This window comes from Clostridium peptidivorans, assembly GCF_900205925.1.
GTDB classification, from domain to species: Bacteria; Bacillota; Clostridia; order Clostridiales; family Clostridiaceae; genus Clostridium_AK; species Clostridium_AK peptidivorans.
Genome location: NZ_OAOD01000011.1, coordinates 1 through 23,678 on the forward strand (window position 1 = coordinate 1; position 23,678 = coordinate 23,678).

Here is a 23,678-nt window from a genome sequence, read left to right on the forward strand (position 1 = left end):
GGCTCAAACAGTAGAAGGCTCTATACGGCACCTTAAAATCAGAAATAAAGAGCTTTTAATTGCTTGCTCAATGCTTTCTACAATGCAAATTCCATACTTGTGTTCAACATTAAAAATATGACTCATGCTAACTGACTGAAGGAAGGAATTTCGCTTTGGCGAAAATTCCTTTTAAATGGATACTTATCAAAGGGCTGGTAGGCCCGCAGACCGATAGGTCGTAAAATACTAATCATTCTATTTTTTATCAAGAATCTTTTATCATATTCCCATATCTTTAATTTATAAGTTAAATTTTTTCATTTATTCCGTACAAGTTCTTGTAACCTCCAGGGCTGCCGCCCTAAAAGATCTTTATGTGCTAAGTTCTAAAATATTTTAGAAATTCAGTTCACTGAATTTCCTCCTTCAGTCGGTGAGTATGAAGACATTTTTAATGCTCTGGGAGCATAGAATTTTCATCGTAGAAGGCATTGAATGAGCCTTAGAACGGCTTTATTTATAAATTTAAAACACCGTTAAGAGCAGCCTACTGTCTGAGCGACAGCGAGTTTAGGCGGCTTAGGGATTTTAAATTTATAAATATCAGCCGTTCTCGGCGAAATGAACGCCTTCCTAGATGAAAATTCTATACGACCCAGAGCATTAAAAACGTCGTAATATCCTTTTAATGAGTTGCTTTTACTGATGAGAAGTTTCCTGCCTTAGATAATATCTTTACTACAGAAAATGCTATTACACCATCTACTATATGATGAAGTATTGTTCCTACTCCTACAACTATAAGTATTTTTTCCATTGTAAATCCAAATGGAATAACTACTAAAGCTTCCAATATTCCATGAACTGGAGCTGTAATTGCTACAACTTTTGTATATGAAACTCCCTTTTTAAGAAGATAAGCTCCAAACATTCCTACAAATGTATGCATAAAAGCTCTGGCTGCTACGACCGCGCCTTTAGTAATCAAAAATCCTATTGCTGACCCTATTCCAACCATAGCCGCTGGCACAGGTCCTAAAAACATAGCCAAAAACATTGGAACATGAGATCCTAGTGTGGCTGAAAATGGTCCTACATTTACAGCAAGTACTCCAAAAGAAATAGGTATTACAATAGCAAGTGCAGTAAGTAGTGCTGCATAAACTAAGTTTTTAAGATTCATATTGATCCCTCCGTTTGTATACTAGTGTATATACATCAGTATACACTAGAGGTTTGTACTTGTAAATATCATCTGTTAAAATTTTTAAAAAACAAATGGTTAGGCGAAAATTCACCTAACCATAATATTACGCATTGCATTCTTCTATACTTTTAACTCCAATATTAAAAAATCTCCAATTACCATCTTCTTCTTCATAACCTTTACAGTATATACAGCCTTCATTAAAATCATAACCTATCCTGTTAAGTTCTTCATGATTTTCACGAGTATTTCTTACATCATGTAAATCTTCAACTTTTATTTTGAGCATATTTCCTTTATTAGTTTTTACCAATGCTTCAAACTGTGGAAGTCTTCCCTCTTCTGTAATGGAGTATATATCAACTATTTTTAAATTCATGCTCTCTTCTATAGTTAACTCCTCTTTATACCTTCCCCATCCTTGAGCTAATGTAGTATGATCTCCTATTTTAAAAATACTTTCCCCTATCATGCATGATTTAACCTTGTCTACAACCATCTGGAATCCCCCCTGTGAATTAATTTATAATGTAATTATATTATACAACTCTTGTTAAATAATTGTCAATAATTTTGTTGAAATTTTCTTAATATTTTTATTAAACTTAAAATTCTAACTTATTTTCGCGTTTAATATTATTATATTCTATAAATATTATTTTAAGAATTTTAAACATCACTTTTATCTTAAATTAATATTTTTGCAACAATATTAAAAAAATCATCATTAAAAAACACACATGATATTCTATAACATGTGTGTTTTTATAAATTGATATTGCATTATAATCCACTTTTTTCTTCCATCATACTCTTTACTTTCATAAGTCTTGTTAAATTACTTCTTTCATTTTCATCAAGTTTCATACGTATATATTTAATGGTTTCATGTAAATCAGGTATAGTTCTATATTCTAGAGCATTAACTCTTCTTCTAGTCTTTTCTATCTCATCTGCCATAAGCTGACATGTTTTTTCTACTTCTGCAAGCTCTAAAAGCTTAGGAAGTATTAAATATAATTTTTCTATAGCTATATCGAGCTCTGCAGATGTATTGGCAAAACCATAAGGATATATACTACCTTCTTGACTTTCCATTTTTCTTTTAAACTTCATTACAGGCACGTTAACACTCATTATATTTTTGCGCTCTATTTCTAAGGAAATACTTTCCATAGGATAAGCTATTGCTTCCTCAAGAAACTCTGAAGACATCACAGCTCTTGCCATCACAAAATTCTTTAGTGATTTTTGAAGTTCTTCTTCTACACTTTTCCTTAACTCATTATTATATTTCACAAGCTCTATAAATCTTCTCATAAGTTCATCTTGCTTATCTTTTAAAAGCTTATGTCCTCTGGTTGCTGTTACCAATCTCTTTTTTAATGTGGTGAGCTCCATTCTAGTAGGATTGACATTTAATCTCATAAGTTATCATTCCTCTATTCTTCTACTTTATTTTCTTTGCTCGGTAAATACTTTTCAAGATATTCATCTCTAATTCTCTTAAGCTCACCTTTTGGAAGTATGGATAACAGCTTCCATCCTAAATTTAATGTTTCCTCTATGGTTCTATTTGCATAAAATCCTTGAGATACATATTCCTTTTCAAATCCATCCGCAAACTTAGCAAATGACTTATCAGTATCTGAAAGTGCTGATTCACCAAGTATTACAGATAATTCCTTTGCTTGCTTACCTTGAGCATATGCAGAGAACAACTGGTTCATTGTGTCTGCATGATCTTCTCTAGTTTTATCTTTTCCAATACCTTTATCCTTTAATCTTGACAGGGATGGAAGTACATCTATTGGAGGCATAACTCCTTTTTTATAAAGTTCACGACTTAATATTATCTGTCCTTCTGTTATATATCCTGTTAAGTCAGGAATTGGATGGGTTTTATCATCTTCAGGCATAGTCAGTATAGGAATTTGCGTTATTGAACCTTCACTGCCTTTTATTCTACCTGCTCTTTCATAAAGTGTTGCTAAGTCTGTATACAAGTATCCTGGATATCCACGTCTTCCTGGTACTTCTTTTCTTGCTGCAGAAACTTCACGAAGAGCCTCACAGTAGTTTGTTATATCTGTCATTATTACAAGTACATGCATACCCTTCTCATAAGCTAAATATTCTGCAGTAGTAAGTGCCATTCTTGGTGTAGCAATTCTTTCAATTGCAGGGTCATTAGCTAGATTCATAAAAAGTACTGATCTATCTATAGCACCTGTCTTTGTAAACTCATCTACAAAGAATTGGGCTTCTTCAAATGTTATACCAATAGCTGCAAACACAACGGCAAACTTAGATTCAGAACCAAGCACCTTTGCCTGTCTTGCTATTTGTGCAGCTAAATCTGAATGTGGAAGTCCAGAAGCTGAAAACACTGGAAGTTTTTGTCCTCTTACTAAAGTGTTTAATCCATCTATAGCAGATATACCAGTTTGAATAAATTCAGATGGATAGTTTCTTGAAACAGGATTTATAGGTATCCCATTTATATCATTTCTTGCATCTGGTATTATTTTAGGACCATTATCTTTAGGTCTTCCAAGTCCGTCAAATACTCTACCTAACATATCTTCAGATACGCCTATTTGAAGAGGCTTTCCTAAAAATCTTACCTTACTTCCCTTTAAGTTTATACCTGAAGAACCTTCAAATAACTGCACCAATGCTTTGTCTTCATTTATTTCAAGTACTTTACCTCTTCTTATTTCTCCTGTATGCATTTGTATTTCCACTAGCTCATCATAAGTAACATTTTCTACACCATCTACCAGCATCAAAGGTCCTACTACTTCTTTTACAGTTCTATATTCTCTAAGCATCTAAAATTCCTCCTTTGCTGATAAGATCATCCATAGCAGAGATTAACTCTTTAGAGATGTCATCAATTTTTCCTATGTTTTCCTCTGTTATATACTTAGATCTTGCTATTTTATCTCTTATTTCAAGATTTAATATATTCTTTAAATACACTCCTGCTTTTAATGCTCTTTGTGCTTCATCACCAAATTGCAGTACTAACTTTAACATCTTATACTGCTTATTTAATGATGCATAAGTATCTGCATCATGGAAAGCGTTTTGCTGAAGATAATCTTCTCTTATAGATCTTGCTGTTTCTAGCTTTAATCTATCGGATTCAGACAGGGCATCTATTCCAACAAGTCTTACTATTTCTTCTAAGCTAGATTCCTCTTGAAGTAGTGACATAGCTTTAGTTCTTAGCTCTGTCCAGTCTTCTGCTACATTTTCATCTAGCCATGTTCCCACTCTATCCATATATAAAGAATAAGAACTTAACCAATTTATAGCTGGGAAATGTCTTCTATATGCTAATTGGGAATCCAATCCCCAAAACACCTTAACTATTCTAAGAGTTGATTGTGTAACAGGTTCTGAAATATCTCCTCCTGGTGGAGATACTGCCCCTATAGCTGTAAGAGCTCCTTCTCTACCGTCTTTACCAAGACAAATAACATTACCTGCTCTTTCGTAGAATTCTGCAAGTCGTGAGCCTAAATAAGCTGGATATCCTTCATCGCCTGGCATTTCCTCAAGTCTTCCTGACATTTCTCTTAAAGCTTCTGCCCATCTAGAAGTTGAGTCTGCCATTAAAGCTATGGAGTATCCCATATCTCTAAAATATTCACCTATAGTTATACCTGTATATATAGAAGCTTCTCTCGCTGCAACAGGCATATTAGATGTATTGGCAATAAGAACTGTTCTTTTCATTAATGGTTCTCCAGTTTTTGGATCTTTTAACTCTGGAAATTCATTTAAAACGTCTGTCATTTCATTTCCACGTTCTCCACATCCTATGTACACAACCATTTGTGCATCTGCCCATTTTGCCAATTGATGCTGTACAACTGTTTTACCACTTCCGAAAGGACCTGGTACACAAGCTGTTCCCCCTTTAGTTACAGGGAAAAAAGTATCTATTACTCTTTGACCTGTTATCATTGGTGCTGAAGGGTTTAATTTTCTAGCATAAGGTCTTCCTCTTCTAACCGGCCATTTTTGCATCATAGTTAAATCTACAACGCCATTTTCTGTTTGGATTTCACCTATTTTATCTATGATAGTATAATCTCCCTCATTTAAGGAAACTATATTACCTTTAATTCCATAAGGCACCATTATTTTATGTTCTATAATAGAAGTTTCCTGTACAACTCCTACTATATCTCCCGCCTCTACTTCATCTCCAATAGTTTTAACAGGGGTAAAATGCCAAACCTTTTTTCTATCCAGTGCAGGCACTTCTACTCCTCTAGCTAAGAATGCTCCTGCTTGTTCTTCTATAGCATTAAGAGGCCTTTGTATTCCATCAAACATTGCTTCTATAAGACCTGGACCTAATTCAACACTTAAAGGAGCTCCTGTAGTAACCACTGGTGCGCCTGGCCCTAATCCTGAAGTTTCTTCATATACCTGAATAGAAGCTTTGTCGCCTCTCATTTCTATTATTTCACCTATAAGACGCTCATTCCCAACTCTAACTACGTCAAATAAGTTTGCTTCTTCCATGCCTTCAGCAAGAACTAAAGGTCCTGAAACTTTTACAACTTTTCCAGTCTTCAAGCCTACCTACCTACTTTCCTATAAAATATTCACTCCCACTGCTTTTTCTACATTATCGCTAATCCTCTGCATCCCAATATTTAAGGTACCCTGATTATTAGGAATAAGGATAATGGCAGGAAGTAATTCTCTATTGTATCTTTCTATAGTCTCATCCAAATCTTTAGCTATCTGCTCTGTTATAAAAATAACTCCATATTTTTTAGCTGCTAATGTATCTACAATTTTTCTAGCTTCATCTGAATCTAATACAGGAAAAACATCTATACCAATAGCCTTAAATGCAAGTATAGAGTCTTTATCTCCTACTACACCTATCTTATACATAAACATCACGCAGCCTTTCTTTTATAATATCTGGTGATATATTATTGAGTTTTGATACCATAATCATTCTTATAATTTTTATTTCTGTTTCTTTAGCTAATATATAAGAAATTATTGGTTCCGCTCCAAAACTTACATACTTACTTTTCTTAAGATAATCAGTAAGGTAATTATCCATAGTCTTTTCTAAGTATCCTAAATTTCCGTTATCAGCAAAAGCATCTATACTTGCTTTAAATACTTTTTCATACCTGGTGCCTAAAAGTTTCGTATATATGTTTTCTATAGAATCATTTAAAGAATTAGTTAATATAGAATTTTCAATATAACCTCCTGAGATAAGGGCTTCTTCTAAAAATTTTCTATCTTGCTTTTGTTTTCTTATTCTTAAAAACATTTTTATATTATTAAAGTCTATTAAGTTTTTTATATAACCTATTATAAAAGATTCCTTTGACTCTTCAGCTTTATATAACATATGTTCAAACATGGACTTATCTAAAATAATATCCATTTGCTGAGGATTATCTTTTGAAAACAAAGCCTCTTCTGCTCTTTCTATTCCTTTTCTCATTATATTATCAAGTTCTCTATAGTCTCCAGTGTCAATATATTGTTTTAGTTTATCTACACTCACAGTGCCTGAGGAAATAGTTAAATTGTCAAAATCTTGTTTCAATGCCTTGGCTTTTAAAAGAACCTTTATATTATGATAATCATACTTTAATGCAAATATATCAATTAATGACTTGCTAGGTGAAATCTCATACATAAGCAAGTAGGCTCTGTCAAGTTCATTGCTAAGTATGATTTCATAATCTTCTACTCTTTTAACTCCCATCATAGAATTTGAATAATCCGTTTCTTGAAGCACTTTGAAAGCAGCTTCAGGAGATGAACTTTCTATCATTCTATCTATTCTTGATTTATCAATGAATCTGGTTTCTAATACTCTAATTCTACCTATTGCATGTGCAAAATCTAAATTATTCACAATAAACCTCCTTAACCAAATAATAGGTTTATTACTTCTTCTTCAAGTTCATCTCTTTTTATACTTACTAAGGCTTCAAAGCTGTTATTTACTTCTACTCCATTTTTAGCAAGTATATATCCGCCTATTATATTTCTCTTTTGTGTACTTAACTTTAAGTTACCATTCCTGCCCATACTGATGAGGTTCATATTTATTTTGTTTATTAATTCTTGAGTTATTATATTTACATCTCTTGAAGATATAATTACTTCCTCATCTCCATATACCGCATACTGAGCAATACTTTTTTCTATAAAACTAACATAATCATTTTTGGGTAAGTTTTTAAGCTTTTCTAATGACTCATTAAAAACTTCATCTATCATATTTTGTTTTGCTTCCAACTTTTTATTTCTTACCTTAAGAGCTCCATTAGAAATAACTCTTTCTGCTCTAGTTTTAGATTCCTCTTGAGCTTTCTGAAGTATTTCAAGCTTTTTTATATTAGCTTCTTCTTCTTTTCTTATAATTGTATCTTGCTCAATTTTATGAGCTTCTTCCAATATAGAATTCTTTTTATTTTCTGCTTCTTTTATTATTTTAGAAGTTAGATTTTCTAGATTAGTCATCCTTTTCACTCCCTTGCAGGATTTATCCAAATCTTTGATTTTCTCATAGATTAATATATGTCACTTTATTTAAAATTCTTTGCTTGAAATTATCTAAGCATTAACACTGACATAACGAATCCTAAAAGTGCATAAGTTTCAACCATAACAGCTAAAACTATACCTTTAGTATTGTGATCAGGCTTTTTAGCGAGTATTGATATACCTGAAGCTGCTACTTTTGCCTGTGAAATAGCTGATTTCCATCCTACAAAAGCTACTGGTAAACATGCAAGTAATATACTAAATCCTGATGCAAGTTCCATTCCTGTAGCAATTTTTCCCATTGCCATAAAAGCTATAACGAATCCATATAAACCCTGAGTTCCTGGTAGTAATTGTAGTATAAGTGCTTTACCAAACTTTTCTGGTTCCTCTGTAAGAAGTCCTGCTGCAGTTTCTCCCACAAGGCCAACTCCTCTTGCAGATCCTATTCCTGGAAGTATAGTAGCAAGTGCTACTCCTAATGCTGCTAATGCAACTCCACCATTTTGTAAAAAGAAACTAAAGAAAGTATTCATGTTCATTATTTTTCCTCCCTATTCTGTCTTGATTTTAATATATTTATTTTTATATTTTAAAGGATCGAAGGAATTTCCTCCTCCTTCATAAAACTTACCGAAATATTCTACATACTGTAATCTGCTAGTGTGCACATAAGCGCCTAGTGCATTTATGAGCAAATTAAATATATGTCCTGCTATAAATATAATAGGTCCAAATATCCAAGCTTTAACTCCTCCACCTAAGAAATCTATTATAAGATTTATAGCTCCTCCTATAAATCCTGTAGCAAGTCCTAATGCCATAAGTCTTGAATAGGAAACAAAATCTCCTATATATCCTGTTATGCCATAAAGTCCATATAATCCTGCTCCAAGTTTTGCTCCAATACTCTTATTCTCCCTGCCTTGAGTAAGAATAAGTCCAATCATTCCTGCAAACATAATGTATTTTATAATATTTAAACTTCCCTGTAATGCCGTAATATTCGCAAAGCTTCCAGCTAAATATACTATTACAGTAGTAAGAGTAATAAACCATAATCCTACATCATAAAATGCATCTAAATATTTCCCATTTCTTATTAGTAAATATCCCTTTATTCCAAGCCCAATATAGACATGTATAAGTCCAAATGCAATTGAAACAAAAAGTATTAAATTAGCATTTTCTTCTGGTTTTAACCATAATGGTGGTATATTTATGGCTCCTGTGAAATAACTGCCATATAGTACTCCCCATAAAATTGTTGGGAAACTCAAATAAAAAAACAGCTTAATCATTTTTCTATTTTCATAATCCTTAGGCAATATTTTCAAGGCCACAGCTGTAACTATGAGCATTAATGCTCCGTACCCTGCATCTGAAAGCATCATTCCAAAGAATAAAAGATAAAATGGCATTAATAGTGGTGTTGGATCTATTTCATTGTATTTTGGAAGACTATACATAGAAGTAATTGATTCAAAAGGTTCCGCCAAACCATTATTTTCGAGTAATATAGGTACATCGTCATCTTCAGAAGGTTCTGTAAACTTTATGTAGTAGTCATTTCCTATGTTAGTTTTTATAACACCTACTAAATCATCTTTCTTTCCCTCTGGCATCCATCCTTCAATGGCTACCATAGTATTCGTTTTAAGAAAATTATTATTTGATTTGATTTTAGCAATCTCATTTTCATAGTATTCATAGGATATATTTAAATCCTCTATAGTTTCTTTATATCCCATTATTTCATCTATTAACTTTCCTCTTTGCAAACTATTTTCTTTAATATTTTTCTCATATTTATCAATTAATTTATATGGAGCTTCATCATAATTTAAATTCACTTTACTAAAACTATATTTTTTCAATATTTCGTTTATTTCTTCTATACTATCGTTTTTAAATATAATTAAGTAGTTTGCATCATTTTTTATTTCACTTAGTTCTTCAATGTAATTTTCTTTTACCTTACTTTCAACTTCTTCTCTTAATTTTTCCTTTAATGCTTTTGGAGCAGAGCCTAATACATATTTAACTGTTTTTAAGGAATCCAATTCCTTGGTAGATATATCTAAATTTCTCCACGGAATTAAATTATCGATATCTGACTGCAGCTTTGAATTTTCATTTATCAGATAATTTATTTTATCTTCCTTTTCTTTTATACTATCATATATCTCTTTCCAGTTTATATCTTTAATTAAATCTTCAAATTCATTATAACTTACTATTCTTTTTTCTTTTATGATATCTTTAAAGCCACCAAATTTTGCTCCATATTTTTGCAAAATCTCTATTGAAAACTTCACCTTTGCCTTTTGACTTTCTAAATGAGATATTTTCTTATTTTCAGAAACTTTAAGAAGGCCTTCCTCAGTATATTCCTCATAATTTTCTTGGAGGTCTATAAATTGAACTTCTGCAAAGTCTTGAATATTTTTTAATAGCTTATCTTTATCCCTTTCAAAAACAAGCAAAGAGAACTTATTCATTTTAACTATTGCCATTAGCCTTCACTATCCTCTCTACTATTAAATTTATTACTTTTTCCTTTTTATCTCGAGAGTTTTGGACAATATTTTCTATATCTTTCATACCTTTTTCTAAAACAATATTACTTTCTGCTTCAGCTTTTGCTATAGCTTCATTTATTATTTTCTTTGCTTCATCATTTGCATCTTTAATAATTTGTTTATATGACTCATTGGCTCTTAACTCAGCATTTTTTATGATTTCAGTACTTTGTAATTGAGCTTCTTTAATAATTCCTTCTGCTTTTGATTCTGCATTTTTTATATCTTTCACAGCTTCTAATGCCAACTAAATCACCTCCTTAAGTTTATAATAAGAGTATATTAAACTAGATTCTAAAAATTTTACTATGTAAAATGTTATTATTAGATATACCCCCTAGGGGAATGTCTAATAATAACATTCTACATCTTTCATTATTTTAGTCAATAGTTTTTACAAATTATTTATAAATTTTACATATAAGGATATTTTATGTACCTGTTTCTTTTTTTTATATAATACCATATAATAAAAAAATAAACTATACCTTTTTAGTATATTTAATAAAATATTTTTACTTTTGTTAAAAATTTGAAATTTATCTTTAAAATTTATAACTCTATTAAAGATGTAACATCCTTAACAAGATTGTTTTTATCATCAAACATTATATATGTTTTTTTATTATATACATTTCCTTCTTCTATGAGTGCCATTATATCAATATAAAATTTTTCAAATCTAATATTATTTATTTCTCTGTTATTACTTATATAATCAGATTCTAGTATTCCTCTTTTAAGTATCTTTTCTTCCTCTTTATCTAAAGTCTTATTTAAAAAATCAGGTATCCATTTCTTTTTAGTATGATATAAAAACTCATATTTAATTATTTCCTTTAATACAAAACTGTCTGAATTTAGTATACTTTCATTATAATAAATCAAAATTTTGTAGTAGTCAACAAATGATATATTTCTGTCAAAGTATCCCTGTAAATAATAAAATTGACTAAGCGAATAATATAAGTCAAAAGGTTTATCGAATTTTGATAAAAGATACTTTATAGATAAATTAAAATTACCTGAATTATAATATCTATCTACCATCTCTTCTACCATCTTAAGTTTAACCAATTCATCATAGGATATATGATTAGTTTTTAAAATTTCGTAGGGAGGAAACGGTGAATATACCATGCCCCATTTATCCGCTTCTGCTCTCATAGAAGATCCTTTTAGAAGTTTTAAAAATCCAAGCTGGATTTCTTCTGGTTCTATAGAATGCAAGTCATTAAATGATTTTTTAAATGAATCAAAATCCTCTTCAGGAAGTCCTGCTATTAAGTCTAAGTGCTGTTGTATGTTTTTAATTTTTAAAAGCTCATTTACCTTTTCTTTTATATCTTCAAAATTTGCAGTTCTATTTATATTTTTAAGTACTTGATTATTGGTGCTTTGAACCCCTACTTCGAATTGAAATCTATTTTTAGGAGCTTTAGATAGTAGCTCTATTTCATCCTTTGTTAATAAATCTGCAGATATTTCAAAATGGAAAGTAGTTTCACTTTCTTCTTCTATTAAGAACTTCCATATTGAATAGGCAAAGGTATGATTACAGTTAAAAGTTCTATCCACAAATTTTACTAATTTAACTTTATTATCTATAAAATATTTTAATTCATTTTTTACTCTTTCAAGATTTAAGAACCTTACTCCATGAATGGTTGAGGACAAACAGTACTTACAGTTAAAAGGACATCCTCTTGATGCTTCATAATACACAATCTTATTTTTTAAATCTTCATCTTTCTCATACGGAAATATTATTTTATTAATATCCATAAGTTCTCTTTTACCTGTATAAACACTTCTTCCTTCATTCTTAAAGTATAATCCTTTTACGTCCATAATCTGTCTATTATTTAATAAGCATTCTATAAACTCCCTATATGTTTCCTCCCCTTCTCCTTCTATTATATAGTCGCAATTATCTTCCTTTACATAGGAAGCCTCTTCATAGGAAACCTCAGGGCCGCCAAATAAGATAGTTATATTTTTATCTATCAGCTTTAATAGCTTAGAAATTCGTAGTACATATTCTATATTCCATATATAACAAGAAAGTCCAACCACATCTGGTTTTTCTCTCATAATATTTTGTACTATTCTTTCTACTCTATCGTTTATCGAATACTCTTGTAAAATGCATTCATAATTTAAATCTTTTGTGTAATTTTTTAAATATCTTATTGCTAAATTACTATGAATATATTTTGAATTTACTGCCGCTAATATTACTTTCATTCTTTACTTTCCTTTCAAACCATTTATATTATTTCTTTTCTGCTTTTATATAATATATATCTTCATCTTCTATTTCTTCTATTATGTTAAAATATTCACTTAAAATCTTTAAAGTGGCCTTTTTATTTGAATTCATAAATATTTTATTATCTTTAAATATGATCTTTTTTTCCTTTGTCTTAGAAGAAATAATTTTTATATTAAAATTCACTAATTTATTATAACCTTTATTTACATCCCATATGTAAATTTTACCCTTTTCTTTTAAATAATTATTAATATTTTTTATAAGCTCCTTTCTGCTACTTTCAAAATAAACTTGACTTAAAGTAAAAAGCATTACACAGTTATCATAATATTTTTCCTCTATTTTATTCTCTTCATATTTTCCATCTATATATTCTATGGTAGGATTAACATTAAACTCCTTAAACATATTATATATTATTCCTGTGTTGGACATCCCAATGTCCAATAAATTGCCATTAAATAATTCATCTTCTAATTGTAAAGTAACATTTTTCTCCATATATCCACCTCCTTCAAAGATGAATACCTCTTACCTCTAAGACTTGTCAATTTTATATATAATACTTCTCTATAAAAATTAAAAATCCTCTAATAGAGGATTTTTAATCTGCCTTTTTTAAATTTCTTTATAATCTTCTTTTATTTTTGATATTTCATCACAAAAATCCAACATAAATCCTGCGGTAGTTCTTTGTGCTTCTTTTAAAGAAATAGCTGCAATATTTCCATATCTTATCTCTCTATCTTTAATATGAATATTTTTTATATATGCGTTGTTAGCAATAAAAGAATTATTTTTTATATAATCTTCTATATATTTATATCTTACTACTCCCTTATCTGCTACAAAGATGAAGTCATTCATAAGTTTACTTATAATCCAGAGCTCAAATTTTCTATGGCTTTTTAAAAGTTTATTATTTACATGCTGCGGAACTGTAGTATCTTGTATTAAATGGCAGGCTGCTCCAAAATAAAACATAGCTCTTTCCATGTTTCCAGACTCAACATATTCTAATGCACTTGAATGATAGCGCCTGCATTCTTCTAAAGCATTAGAGAATCCAAATAGCCCCTTACCCTTCCTGTAATCAAAAAAATGATTGGAGCTTTTAAAGTCCTGATCTGCCCACATAACTCCTTCATTTATGCTACTTATATACTTTTTTAAGAATTCAAACTCTTCTTCATATCCATCATTTTTTAAAATGCTTAATGCCTGTATATTTATAAATTTATGGACAGTACAATAAGTCTTTAGCACCTTTTTTTTCAAAGGATTTACAGCAAAAAATAATCCTTTTAATGCACCGCCATAAGTTTTTTCAATTTTATTTTGCATATAACCTAACTACTCCTTTTATATTATTTGTTCTTTATCTTAATATTAAAGCCCCATGCATAGGATTTCCAAAAGATTTTTAATTAAACCTATAAATTAAAATTTTATCAAAATATTCCATAAGTTTTCTCCTAAATAAAATTATCTTCCATAATATATAATTTGTCAACGCACACTTTTGAAGTTTATACCGTGAAAGCAAATGAACTCACCCTCTATTTTACTTGCATTTTTTCATGCCTTGCTTTAAAATTATGTCGAGACATGTCTTATAATATTAATATGTGTTTATGTATTAGGAGGACTTATAAATGAATACTAAAAAGAAAAGCATCTTTACAAATTTAGGTGCTTTAATAATCATTGCTATGTTTGTAGGAGTATTAACAGGTCTACTTATGGGTAAGAACGCTCATATGTTTGCACCTTTAGGCGATATATTTATGTCGCTTATTAAAATGGTAGTTGTACCATTAGTAGCTTTTTCCATAATAACTGGCGCCGCTTCTATAGGTGATACAAAATCTGCTGGTAAAATAGGAATTGCAACTTTTTCTTACTATATGATTACCACTTTAGTTGCTGTTATTATAGGACTTGTGTTTGGAGAACTATTTAAGCCTGGTGCAGGTATCAATGTATCCTCACTTAGTTCTATGTTCTCTAATGAATTTGAGACTAAGGGGAATCTACCTGGATTTTGGGATACTGTAAAAGGTATCATTCCTGAAAATCCAATTAAAGCCTTAGTAGAAGGAAACATACTCCAAATTATTTTCTTCAGCTTATTTTTAGGTTTTGGAATTTCTTCTTTGGAAAATGAAAAGAAAACATTTATTGTAAAGACATTTACTTATATTAACGATGCTTTAATTTTTATAATTATGAAGGTAATGTATATAGCCCCAATTGGCGTATTTGCATTAATGGCAGATGCCACTGGTACATTCGGTTATAATATATTAAAGAAAATAGTTTATCTATTTTTCGTATATGTATTAGCTTTAATTGTACATAATTACGGAATTTATTCTTTAAACATAAAATTATTTTCTTCAGTACCATTAAAAAAGTTTTGGTCATCCATATACAAGCCTCAATTAGTTGCACTTTCTACAGCTTCCTCTATAGCAACATTGCCTCTAAATATGGAAGTTTGTGAGCAAGAACTCGGAGTATCAAAACAAACTTCTTCCTTTGTATTACCTTTAGGTGCTACTATAAATATGGATGGAAACGCAATTTACTATTCACTGGCTGCTTGTTTCTTTGCCCAAATGTTTAATATTGACCTTGGACCTTCTCAATACATGGCAATAATATTTACAGCTACCATAGGTTCCATAGGACAAGCCGGTGTTCCAGGCCCAACTTTATTAATTGTTGCAGTGCTACTTGCTGCCAACATTCCTGTTGTTGGACTTCCTATACTATTTGGTGTAGACAGAATATTTGATATGCTTAGAACCGCTGTTAATATAACTGGAGATGCTTCTTGTGCCGTAATTGTAGATAGACTTAGAGAATCAGAAAACTTATCCGATGCAAGTTAAGCGTAATTTTTTATACTGTATTATAATTTTTTATAATACAGTATTTTTTATTCCTTAGTAATTATTCCTAAGCATTAAGAATATTTCTTAATGCTTAGGAATAATTATTAATGTTAATAATATTGAGGTTATAAGGAATGAAAAAAGATACTTTTTATAGGGACACCCTAACGCTAACAGCAGCTAATATAGCAACGGGCATACTAGGGTTTACATTTTCCATAATACTATCAAGTAAAATTGGGCCTGAAGGTATGGGGCTTTACGGGCTAATAATGCCTATATATAATTTATTTATATGTATTATTTCAGGTGGTCTAGTAACTGCTATTTCTAAGGTATCTGCAGTATATTACAGTAAACATGACTTCAAAAACCTAAATAAAACCATCGATACCACCCTATCATTTGATAGTTTATGGGCACTTATAGTTGTAAGCATTGTATTTGTTAGCTCAAACTATATAAGTACCTATTTAATAAAGGACAGTCGAAGCTTATATGCCCTAAAGGTGCTTTGTCCTGCAATGCTATTTATCGCAATTTCTTCAATACTTAAAGGATATTTTTATGGTATATCTAAGGTTAAATTTCCTGCATATATAGATGTATTCGAAAAGTTTATAAGAACAGTAGTTATAATAGTTATATTTGGTACCTATGCTTTATCAAGCGATATTTCCAGCAAAGTAACTTTTGCATATGTTGCTTTAGCAATTGGCGAAGGAATAAGCACTGCTTTGCTATATATATGTTATAAAATACATAAAGTAAAGCCTTATCGTAACACTGAGCCTTCAGAAGGAAGAGCTCAACTCCTGTTCAACGTGCTTATTATATCTATCCCATTGTGTTTAAATGCCTTTTTATCTACAGCACTTTCTACTGTTTCTACTTTAATAGTTCCTAGAAGATTAATTGCTGCTGGAATGGATTATAGTACAGCATTGTCCTTAATTGGTAAATTTACAGGAATGAGCTTAAGCATAATATTTTTCCCTATGGTTGTTATAAACTCTGTTTCTACAATACTTATTCCGGACATATCTAAAAGTATTAGCAATAAAGATTATTGGAGTACAGAAACTAGGGTTATGAGTGTACTTAAAGTAGCTCTTTTATTAGGCTTATCTACCTTGATTATATGCAATACTATTCCAAACGAACTGGGAAACTTACTTTTTAGAAGACAAGACTTAGGTAGTTTTATATCCATTTCTGCTTTAATTGCACCCTTAGTCTATGTAAGTACAACCACCTATGGTATATTAAATGGATTAGGAAAACAAGGTATTTTGCTTAGAAACTCCCTTATTATATCTCTTATAGAACTTGTAAGTCTTTACATTTTTGTAGGTATACCTTCTATTAACATATATGGATTTGTAATAACCTTTATTATAACTTCATCTATAGGACTTATAGTTAATATGTATGAAATTAAAAAACATCTAAATATTGAATTTAATAAAAATAATTTTGTTGTAGATATACTTCTCTGCATATTGTTTTATTTTATATTAAATATTTTAAAAAACATTTTACCTGAAACTCTATCTATGAAATATCCAATTATAACTCTTGCAGGTTTTCTGTTAATATTTTTTGATTTTAAACTCTGCAAACAATAAAAGGAAATTACGACATATTGAATCTATCGTATGGGATTTACATTTAGGAAAGCGTTCGTTTCGCAAAAAAGGTCTAATATTTCTGAAATTAAAATATCTAAACCTTCTAAACTCGCTTTGCTCAAACAATAGAAGGTTCTTAACGATATTTTAATTCCAGAAATAAAGACCTTTTAGTGCTTACTCAATGCTTTCTACAATGTAAATCCCATATGATTATTCAATATTCGAAATATTACTCAGGTTTACTGACTGAAGGAAGGGCTGATAAGCCCGCAGACCGGTAGGTCGTAAAACTGTAACCTTTCAAACTTTCACCATAAAAAATTTTATGTATTAATTGTTAAAGCAAAGACATTTTTAGTGTTGAAAATATATCAATTTTTAAGGGAAGCCATCTGGATCCCCTTGTTTCGCTTTATGAGAACATTACGACTTAATTTATTTGTTATAATGTTCCTTTAATAAAATCATGGCATTATCTAAGGCTATCTTTAAATCATGATATGATTTTGCCTCTGCTCTAAGAACAGGATGTTCCCAATCACATTGATTAATTATATACACTATAAATCTTCCTATTCCTGAATACCAACCTACGTCAAGAACTAGGTTTTTTCCAAACTTCACTTGAAGCATATCTTCAGTAAGATTTATATTGTTTTCGTCTAACACCTCAGATTCTTCAATGTCATAATTATTAAAGATAACCTTACCTGGGCTAAAATCATATTCTTTAAACATTTGTTACCTCACATTTCAAATAGCATTACTACACAATATATTACAAGTGTGTACTAAATTATAGTTTACTTGTATGCTAATTATAATATCAGCAATACTAAGAAACCAATTGTTCTTGTTGACATACCGATAGTTTTTGAATATGCAAAATCAAAGACTTAACATTTACTATAATATAACCTCTATTTCCTCCTTTAGCAGATATAGATGATATTTTTAATGTTGAATATAGAATGAGATTTGCATTGTAGAAAGTATTGAACAAGCAAATAGAAGCTCTTTATTTCTGACTTTAAAACACCGTTAAGAATTTTCTACTGTCTGAGCGTCAGCGAGTTTAGAAAATTTAGGTGATTTAAAGTCAGAAATATTAGAGCTTCTTTGTGCAGTGAACCACTTTCCTAAATGCAAATTTCATACTATATATTCAATATTAAAAATATCCTTAAAAATGCTGAAGAAAAATATATCAATTTTTAAGGGAAGCCATCTAGCTTCCCTTGTTTCGCTTTATAAGAAAAATGCGAACATATTAAGGTTTAAATTATGGTAATTTCTTTTTTATAACATTTTGATAGTATGGTGGCAACTCCCAACTTTTTATATGTTCAAATTTCTCCACTTTAACATTATCAATTGGATTTACCCTTAAAGTAATATAATCAGTTCCAACATCAAGGTGTGGCCCTACATATGGATGTAACTCTATTTTTAATCGAAAATCAAATCCTCTATAACCATTCACTCTATCAGCCTTTAATATAGTAACATCATAAGGTGCTACTGTAGGCGATGTAGTTAAGTATTCTTTGTAGTATTTATCTACTTCATCTTGGATATAGGGTAAAAGTAAAGTCATAAAAATGTCTTGATATAATTCTTCTCGTGATTTCTCTGGTGGAATATACGGGTTGCTAACTAAAGGCTTTATCCTATCTGCGCATACATAAGCATAGCCGTTAGATGATAGACTGAAAACTAATACCCCTATCATAAATACTATTATTATTTTTTTCTTCATTAATAACACCCTCCTCAGTAACTTTTATAACAGTATTCCCTTTTTATAAAAATTACTGATTGGCAATTGTTTCATAAAATATTTGCACCTGTTATTAATTCGGCATATTTTTACTCTTGCACTCACAAGATGAGAAAATTGTGAACTACTAAATTTTGTTTACTTCATGGACAATGCTTTGTCTATTGCAGCTTGAATCATTGGATGACAACATTTTCCTAACGGATTTTTCTTTTGACATTGTGATTTGCTCATTGCTCCTGTAATTTTTAAAACATCTTTCATATCAGTTGCACCATCTTTTAGTACTGCATCTATAACCTGACCTTCTGTTACTTTACTACAATAACAGGCATATTTAGGATTTGCATCTTTTTTAAACCATAATGGTACTTTTACTTGCTGTTTATTAAATTTAGTATTAGATTCTGTATTATAATAAGTAACATCACATTCCTCATTCATACATAGGAAATAATCATTGTTGCTAACTTGTTCTGTTAACTCGTCAAGTACCATGTGCTTTACTGTAATATTTTTTACAAATGTACCATTCTCTCCACATACTGGACATAAGCTATTTTTTTCTACCAACCTAGTAGTTTCTATTTTACTTCCGCAACAGGATTTATTTAGAGTTTTCTTTTCCATTAACCTTCTTTGCCTCCTCTGGCTTAATTCCTTCATTTTTTAATATTTCACAAGTACATATCCTATTTGTGTTACCTTCTGCTATGGATTGCCCTAACTGAACAAGAACTATTATTCTTTTATCTGAAATAGAATAATAAATATTTTTTCCTTCTTTAGTTGCTTTTACAAAATTGCACCATTTTAAGCACTTTAGTTGCATTGATATAAGACTTTGAGAGCATCCAGTGTCTTCTACTAATTCACCAACACTTTTTTCTCCATTTATCAATGAAAGAAGAATTTTATATCTTGTAGCATTTGATAATCCATGAAAAAACTTTGTATATATTTCTATTTGTTCGTCATTAGTCTGCATATTTACCTCCTAAATAGAATTGGATATACAATCAGTCCAACAGAAACTATTGTAAAAATCCAGACCATTATTCGAATATTTCTTGAAGCTTTGCTACTTCTAATAATAAAATAATGAGCTAGTCCAAGCATTATTATTGTTCATAAAATAAAAATATTTCTATATGGTGAAACCCTCGATATCAAATCAAAGCCTAGTCCACTCAGACCGAGTAATGTAATAATGCCATGCCCATTCAACATATAGCTACTAAAAAATATGTTACAGTTGATGCAATACAAAGCAATTTCTCTTTGATAAAGTCCTCCTATAGTATATAAACATATCAAAATATTTTGATATGTTTATATTGCCACAATTTAGCCCAAAATACAACTATAGCTAATGATAAAAACTCTTTTAGCTATGATTAATAGGTCGTAATTTTTTACAAGTGTGTACTAAATTATAATTTACTTGTATGCCAATTATAATATCAACAATATAATGAGGACATATTTTCCCCTTGGCAAATATTAATTCTTTGACTTCTTCCGCTACCTAACCTACTTGTGAACCTAATACAAGCATTTCTTCCAAATAGGAAGGCAATTATTCTTGCTGAAATGCCGATAGTTTTTGAATATGCAAAATCAAAGACTTAACATTTACTATAATATAACCTCTATTTCCTCCTTTAGCAGATATAGGTGATATTTTTAATGTTGAATATAGAATGAGATTTGCATTGTAGAAAGCATTGAACAAGCAAATAGAAGCTCTTTATTTCTGACTTTAAAACACCGTTAAGAATTTTCTACTGTCTGAGCGACAGCGAGTTTAGAAAATTTAGGTGATTTAAAGTCAGAAATATTAGAGCTTCCTTTCGCAGTGAACCACTTTCCTAAATGCAAATTTCATACTATATATTCAATATTAAAAATATCACTAAAACTGCTGAAGAAAAATATATCAATTTTTAAGGGAAGCCATCTGGATCCCCTTGTTTCGCTTTATAAGAACATTACGAACTACCGATGTTGAAAGTAAGGCTTGATAAGTAAGATAGTAGAATAGACACAAGGGTTTAGTTAGGTTTACTACTTAATTCAAGCTCGTAACTTTTTGGAATAAGTCGCTTAAACTACATGAACTTTATCTCACTATTTTAAAGTTTTCCTCACCATCACAAATAGACACATCAATCATAGTCATTTTCTTTACAGATGCCCGTTTTAATGCTTGCATGCAATTGACTAGAAAATAAATTTGCGATTCTTCCCCTTGTAATTCTGCTTCCACACTTCCATCTTCTAAGTTTTTCACCCATCCCGTTAATTTCATTCTTTCAGCAATACAATATATTTCCAATCGAAATCCTACTTTTTGTACTCTTCCAGAAAAAGTAACTTTTTTTCTGGTTACACTGCTTGAATTAAATTTAGGAAACTTAATATGGTTTGCATGACTAATTACATAACCGTCTCTTAATTTCTTAAAAACGTTCATTTTTCAACGTACTCCTTTTTCAGATTGACATTCTATTGTTTAAAATATCTTATATTGTATCCTAATCTCTACTAATTGTAAATTTGTTTGTTTTTACAAATAAGAACTGTGGTTTTTTAGTGAACCACTTTCCTAAATGCAAATCTCATGCTATATATTCAACATTAAAAACAAGACAATAAACATATTGACTTGAGGGCATACTATTACAGTAGCATAACTCATTGAAAAGAAAAGTCTATGTTTTTTTGTGAATTACCATTATAATATTAATGCTGTCTGCCATGCAAATTAAGAAATAGAGGTGTTGAATTGAAAAAGATTAAATTACAAAACAGACCTTTTGGTCCGTTTCCTACTATACTTGTAGGAGCCGATGTGAATGGGAAACCTAATTATGTTACTGTAGGTGCATGCGGAGTAGTAAGCCTTAAGCCAGTGCTATATGTATCGCTTAAGGATAGTCACTACACAACTTTAGGTATTAAGGAAAACGGTTACTTCAGTGTCAACATACCTTCTGTTGACTTGGTTCAAAAGACTGATTATTGTGGTATAGTATCTGGGCATAAAACAGACAAATCTAATTTGTTTACATCGTTTTATGATGAACTTGGAAAAGCACCAATGGCTGAAGAATGCACGATGAATTTTCTATGTAAAGTTATCGAAACCATTCCTGTTTTTGATTTTCAAATGTTTTTAGGAGAAATAGAGGCTGTATACATTAATGAGGAATGTCTGACAGATGACAAACCTGACCCATTAAAAATTAACCCACTAATTATGATGGGCTTAAATTATTATGATTTAGGCAAAGACGTAGGTACTTTATTTAAAACAGGTTTAGAAATACTACCTAAATAATTAGATAAGGACTATCCTTATAAGGTAGTCCTTTTGACTTTTATATTTGTTGTCATATATGTGGACAATAATGTCGCATTAAGAAAATAGCACTATTTTAAAGTTATCATGAGTGACATGGCGTAACTCTGTGGTAACTTGGAATTGTTTAGCTTTGTTTTATGCTTATAATCTCACATATAAACTCACAGCTTAACAATAAAAGGGAATGTGATAAATTAATACTTTATAGAGTAGTAATTAAATCCTGAATTTTATCAAGTATGATAAAATCTTGAATAGAACCATTCAAAGTAAAATACAAACTCTTTAAAAAATTCGTAATATTAATTTTTTGATGATAGCATTCGATTGACGAGTTACTCGTAGAGTTGTACTTTTTAAAACTTTCCAACCATAACACTATATCATATTCATCAATTTCGTTTCTTATCAAAATACTTCTCACGGCAACGCTTATCCGGTCAGGTTCTCCATCAATGTATACGTACTTTCCCTGGCATATTTTTAACTGCAATGTCATAAGTAGCTTTTGCAAATCTTCTTTGCAGAGAACAGTACATTGTGCCAATTCATCAATTACGTCAGCGCCATGTGCTGCTGAATGAGCCCACCCCTTATTGTCTATGTACCCTCTTAAATCCATCTCTTTAGTATAGTACTCAATTATGATGTTTTTCGTTTCGACAATTACATTATGAGGTAAAAATTTTTTTTGATTGTGGGAATATAATATCAAAGCTATAATAAGTGCAGAAAATGTACGAGCGAAAACCGTATCATCATTTTCAGCACCAACACACTTCATTAAATGCTGATTATCTATACAGATTGCCAATAAAGTTTGAATCTGTTGAGTAGAAAACCGATTTTGATTAACCCATTTTGCAAAAATATCATAAATTAAATCATCACGCAGGGTTGCATCCGTTGTTCCAATGTGTTTAAGCATATCCAATGCGTAAGAATAATATAAGTTCTCACAGTTAATCACATAATTATCTTTTTTAATTTGTGTTAATTCAAGTTTTAATGTCTCCGCTGTCATTCTCTTCCCCCCTATTTGTGGTTAGATAACTCTGTTTCTATTCTAAAGATATAGATTCATAAAGTTATATAAATAATCTCCACTACAACTTCTGATTTATCTATATTGTATCAAAACTATTTTTGTTTCGCATTAAATTACAAGTGTGCACTAAATTGTAAGTTTACTTGTATGCTAATTATAGTATCAACAATACTAAGAAAGTAATTATTCTTGTTGATGTATCAATTGTTAAAAAATAAAGACATTTTTAATGTTGAATGCAGTATAGGATTTGCATCGTAGAAAGCATTGAATGAGCTTTAAAAGGTCTTTATTTCTGAACTTAAAATATCGCTCGGAACCTTCTATTGTTTGAGCAGAGCGAGTTTA

General features: G+C 30.4%; 23 protein-coding genes. 3 read left to right on the top strand and 20 right to left on the bottom strand.

The features are described 5' to 3' along the window. Positions 1-667 precede the first annotated feature (667 nt). The 14 genes from CRN98_RS10220 to CRN98_RS10285 form a co-directional block, all read right to left on the bottom strand. Positions 668-1,165 carry an ECF transporter S component gene (locus CRN98_RS10220; RefSeq protein ID WP_097027324.1) on the bottom strand — a complete coding sequence of 166 codons (498 nt, stop codon included), beginning with the start codon at positions 1,163-1,165 and terminating at the stop codon, positions 668-670. A 127-nt stretch (positions 1,166-1,292) separates the two neighbouring features. Further along, on the bottom strand, positions 1,293-1,688 hold the full coding sequence (locus CRN98_RS10225) for a hypothetical protein (RefSeq protein ID WP_097027325.1): 396 nt from the start codon (positions 1,686-1,688) through the stop codon (positions 1,293-1,295). 284 nt (positions 1,689-1,972) lie between these two features. Then, on the bottom strand, positions 1,973-2,617 hold the full coding sequence (locus CRN98_RS10230; protein ID WP_097027326.1) for a V-type ATP synthase subunit D: 645 nt from the start codon (positions 2,615-2,617) through the stop codon (positions 1,973-1,975). Between the two features lie 14 nt (positions 2,618-2,631). Then, entirely contained in the window at positions 2,632-4,023 is a 1,392-nt protein-coding gene (locus CRN98_RS10235; protein ID WP_097027327.1) for a V-type ATP synthase subunit B, read from the bottom strand. Beyond that, positions 4,016-5,788, bottom strand: coding sequence for a V-type ATP synthase subunit A (locus CRN98_RS10240; RefSeq protein ID WP_097027328.1), 1,773 nt, complete (start codon positions 5,786-5,788; stop codon positions 4,016-4,018). Before CRN98_RS10240 ends, CRN98_RS10235 begins: the two co-directional genes overlap by 8 nt. An 18-nt stretch (positions 5,789-5,806) precedes the next feature. Further along, on the bottom strand, positions 5,807-6,115 hold the full coding sequence (locus CRN98_RS10245; protein ID WP_097027432.1) for a V-type ATP synthase subunit F: 309 nt from the start codon (positions 6,113-6,115) through the stop codon (positions 5,807-5,809). Beyond that, positions 6,108-7,109 (bottom strand): V-type ATP synthase subunit C, encoded by a 1,002-nt coding sequence (locus tag CRN98_RS10250; protein WP_097027329.1) that lies wholly within the window; start codon positions 7,107-7,109, stop codon positions 6,108-6,110. Before CRN98_RS10250 ends, CRN98_RS10245 begins: the two co-directional genes overlap by 8 nt. Before the next feature lie 11 nt (positions 7,110-7,120). After that, the gene (locus tag CRN98_RS10255; RefSeq protein ID WP_097027330.1) at positions 7,121-7,720 is read right to left on the bottom strand and encodes a V-type ATP synthase subunit E; all 600 of its coding nucleotides are present in this window, start codon (positions 7,718-7,720) and stop codon (positions 7,121-7,123) included. Between the two features lie 89 nt (positions 7,721-7,809). After that, complete coding sequence (locus CRN98_RS10260) at positions 7,810-8,280, bottom strand: V-type ATP synthase subunit K (RefSeq protein ID WP_097027433.1); 471 nt, start codon at positions 8,278-8,280, stop codon at positions 7,810-7,812. An 18-nt stretch (positions 8,281-8,298) separates the two neighbouring features. Beyond that, the gene (locus tag CRN98_RS10265) at positions 8,299-10,260 is read right to left on the bottom strand and encodes a V-type ATP synthase subunit I (protein WP_097027331.1); all 1,962 of its coding nucleotides are present in this window, start codon (positions 10,258-10,260) and stop codon (positions 8,299-8,301) included. Then, on the bottom strand, positions 10,247-10,573 hold the full coding sequence (locus CRN98_RS10270) for an ATPase (protein ID WP_097027332.1): 327 nt from the start codon (positions 10,571-10,573) through the stop codon (positions 10,247-10,249). The genes CRN98_RS10265 and CRN98_RS10270 overlap by 14 nt, the downstream gene beginning before the upstream one ends. 305 nt (positions 10,574-10,878) lie before the next feature. Beyond that, positions 10,879-12,573, bottom strand: a complete 1,695-nt coding sequence (locus tag CRN98_RS10275) for a B12-binding domain-containing radical SAM protein (RefSeq protein ID WP_097027333.1) — start codon at positions 12,571-12,573, stop codon at positions 10,879-10,881. Positions 12,574-12,601: 28 nt separating this feature from the next. Next, positions 12,602-13,102: a hypothetical protein gene (locus CRN98_RS10280; RefSeq protein WP_097027334.1), complete on the bottom strand. Its 501-nt coding sequence runs from the start codon at positions 13,100-13,102 to the stop codon at positions 12,602-12,604. A 117-nt stretch (positions 13,103-13,219) separates the two neighbouring features. Next, complete coding sequence (locus CRN98_RS10285; protein WP_097027335.1) at positions 13,220-13,945, bottom strand: zinc dependent phospholipase C family protein; 726 nt, start codon at positions 13,943-13,945, stop codon at positions 13,220-13,222. A gap of 311 nt (positions 13,946-14,256) precedes the next feature. Here CRN98_RS10285 and CRN98_RS10290 point away from each other — a divergent pair, with 311 nt between their 5' ends. Beyond that, on the top strand, positions 14,257-15,498 hold the full coding sequence (locus CRN98_RS10290; RefSeq protein ID WP_097027336.1) for a dicarboxylate/amino acid:cation symporter: 1,242 nt from the start codon (positions 14,257-14,259) through the stop codon (positions 15,496-15,498). 137 nt (positions 15,499-15,635) lie between these two features. Continuing rightward, complete coding sequence (spoVB, locus tag CRN98_RS10295) at positions 15,636-17,129, top strand: stage V sporulation protein B (protein ID WP_097027337.1); 1,494 nt, start codon at positions 15,636-15,638, stop codon at positions 17,127-17,129. A gap of 441 nt (positions 17,130-17,570) precedes the next feature. Here the strand turns inward: spoVB and CRN98_RS10300 are convergent, their stop codons facing one another. The 5 genes from CRN98_RS10300 to CRN98_RS10320 all read right to left on the bottom strand — a co-directional run bounded on the left by CRN98_RS10300 (position 17,571) and on the right by CRN98_RS10320 (position 21,391). Beyond that, positions 17,571-17,873, bottom strand: a complete 303-nt coding sequence (locus CRN98_RS10300) for a hypothetical protein (RefSeq protein ID WP_097027338.1) — start codon at positions 17,871-17,873, stop codon at positions 17,571-17,573. Positions 17,874-18,417: 544 nt separating this feature from the next. Next, a complete protein-coding gene (locus CRN98_RS10305) occupies positions 18,418-18,894 on the bottom strand; it encodes a DUF3888 domain-containing protein (RefSeq protein WP_097027339.1) in 477 nt (158 codons plus the stop codon). Between the two features lie 159 nt (positions 18,895-19,053). After that, a complete protein-coding gene (locus CRN98_RS10310; protein WP_097027340.1) occupies positions 19,054-19,545 on the bottom strand; it encodes a Csac_0668 family 2Fe-2S cluster-binding (seleno)protein in 492 nt (163 codons plus the stop codon). Beyond that, positions 19,523-19,903: an ArsR/SmtB family transcription factor gene (locus CRN98_RS10315; protein WP_097027341.1), complete on the bottom strand. Its 381-nt coding sequence runs from the start codon at positions 19,901-19,903 to the stop codon at positions 19,523-19,525. The genes CRN98_RS10310 and CRN98_RS10315 overlap by 23 nt, the downstream gene beginning before the upstream one ends. 1,134 nt (positions 19,904-21,037) lie before the next feature. Beyond that, entirely contained in the window at positions 21,038-21,391 is a 354-nt protein-coding gene (locus tag CRN98_RS10320; protein WP_097027342.1) for an acylphosphatase, read from the bottom strand. A 312-nt stretch (positions 21,392-21,703) separates the two neighbouring features. Between CRN98_RS10320 and CRN98_RS10325 the strand changes: the two genes are divergently transcribed. Continuing rightward, entirely contained in the window at positions 21,704-22,258 is a 555-nt protein-coding gene (locus CRN98_RS10325) for a flavin reductase family protein (RefSeq protein ID WP_097027343.1), read from the top strand. 226 nt (positions 22,259-22,484) lie between these two features. Here CRN98_RS10325 and CRN98_RS10330 read toward each other — a convergent pair whose 3' ends face one another. Further along, entirely contained in the window at positions 22,485-23,306 is an 822-nt protein-coding gene (locus CRN98_RS10330; RefSeq protein WP_097027344.1) for a DUF2785 domain-containing protein, read from the bottom strand. Positions 23,307-23,678: the final 372 nt, after the last annotated feature.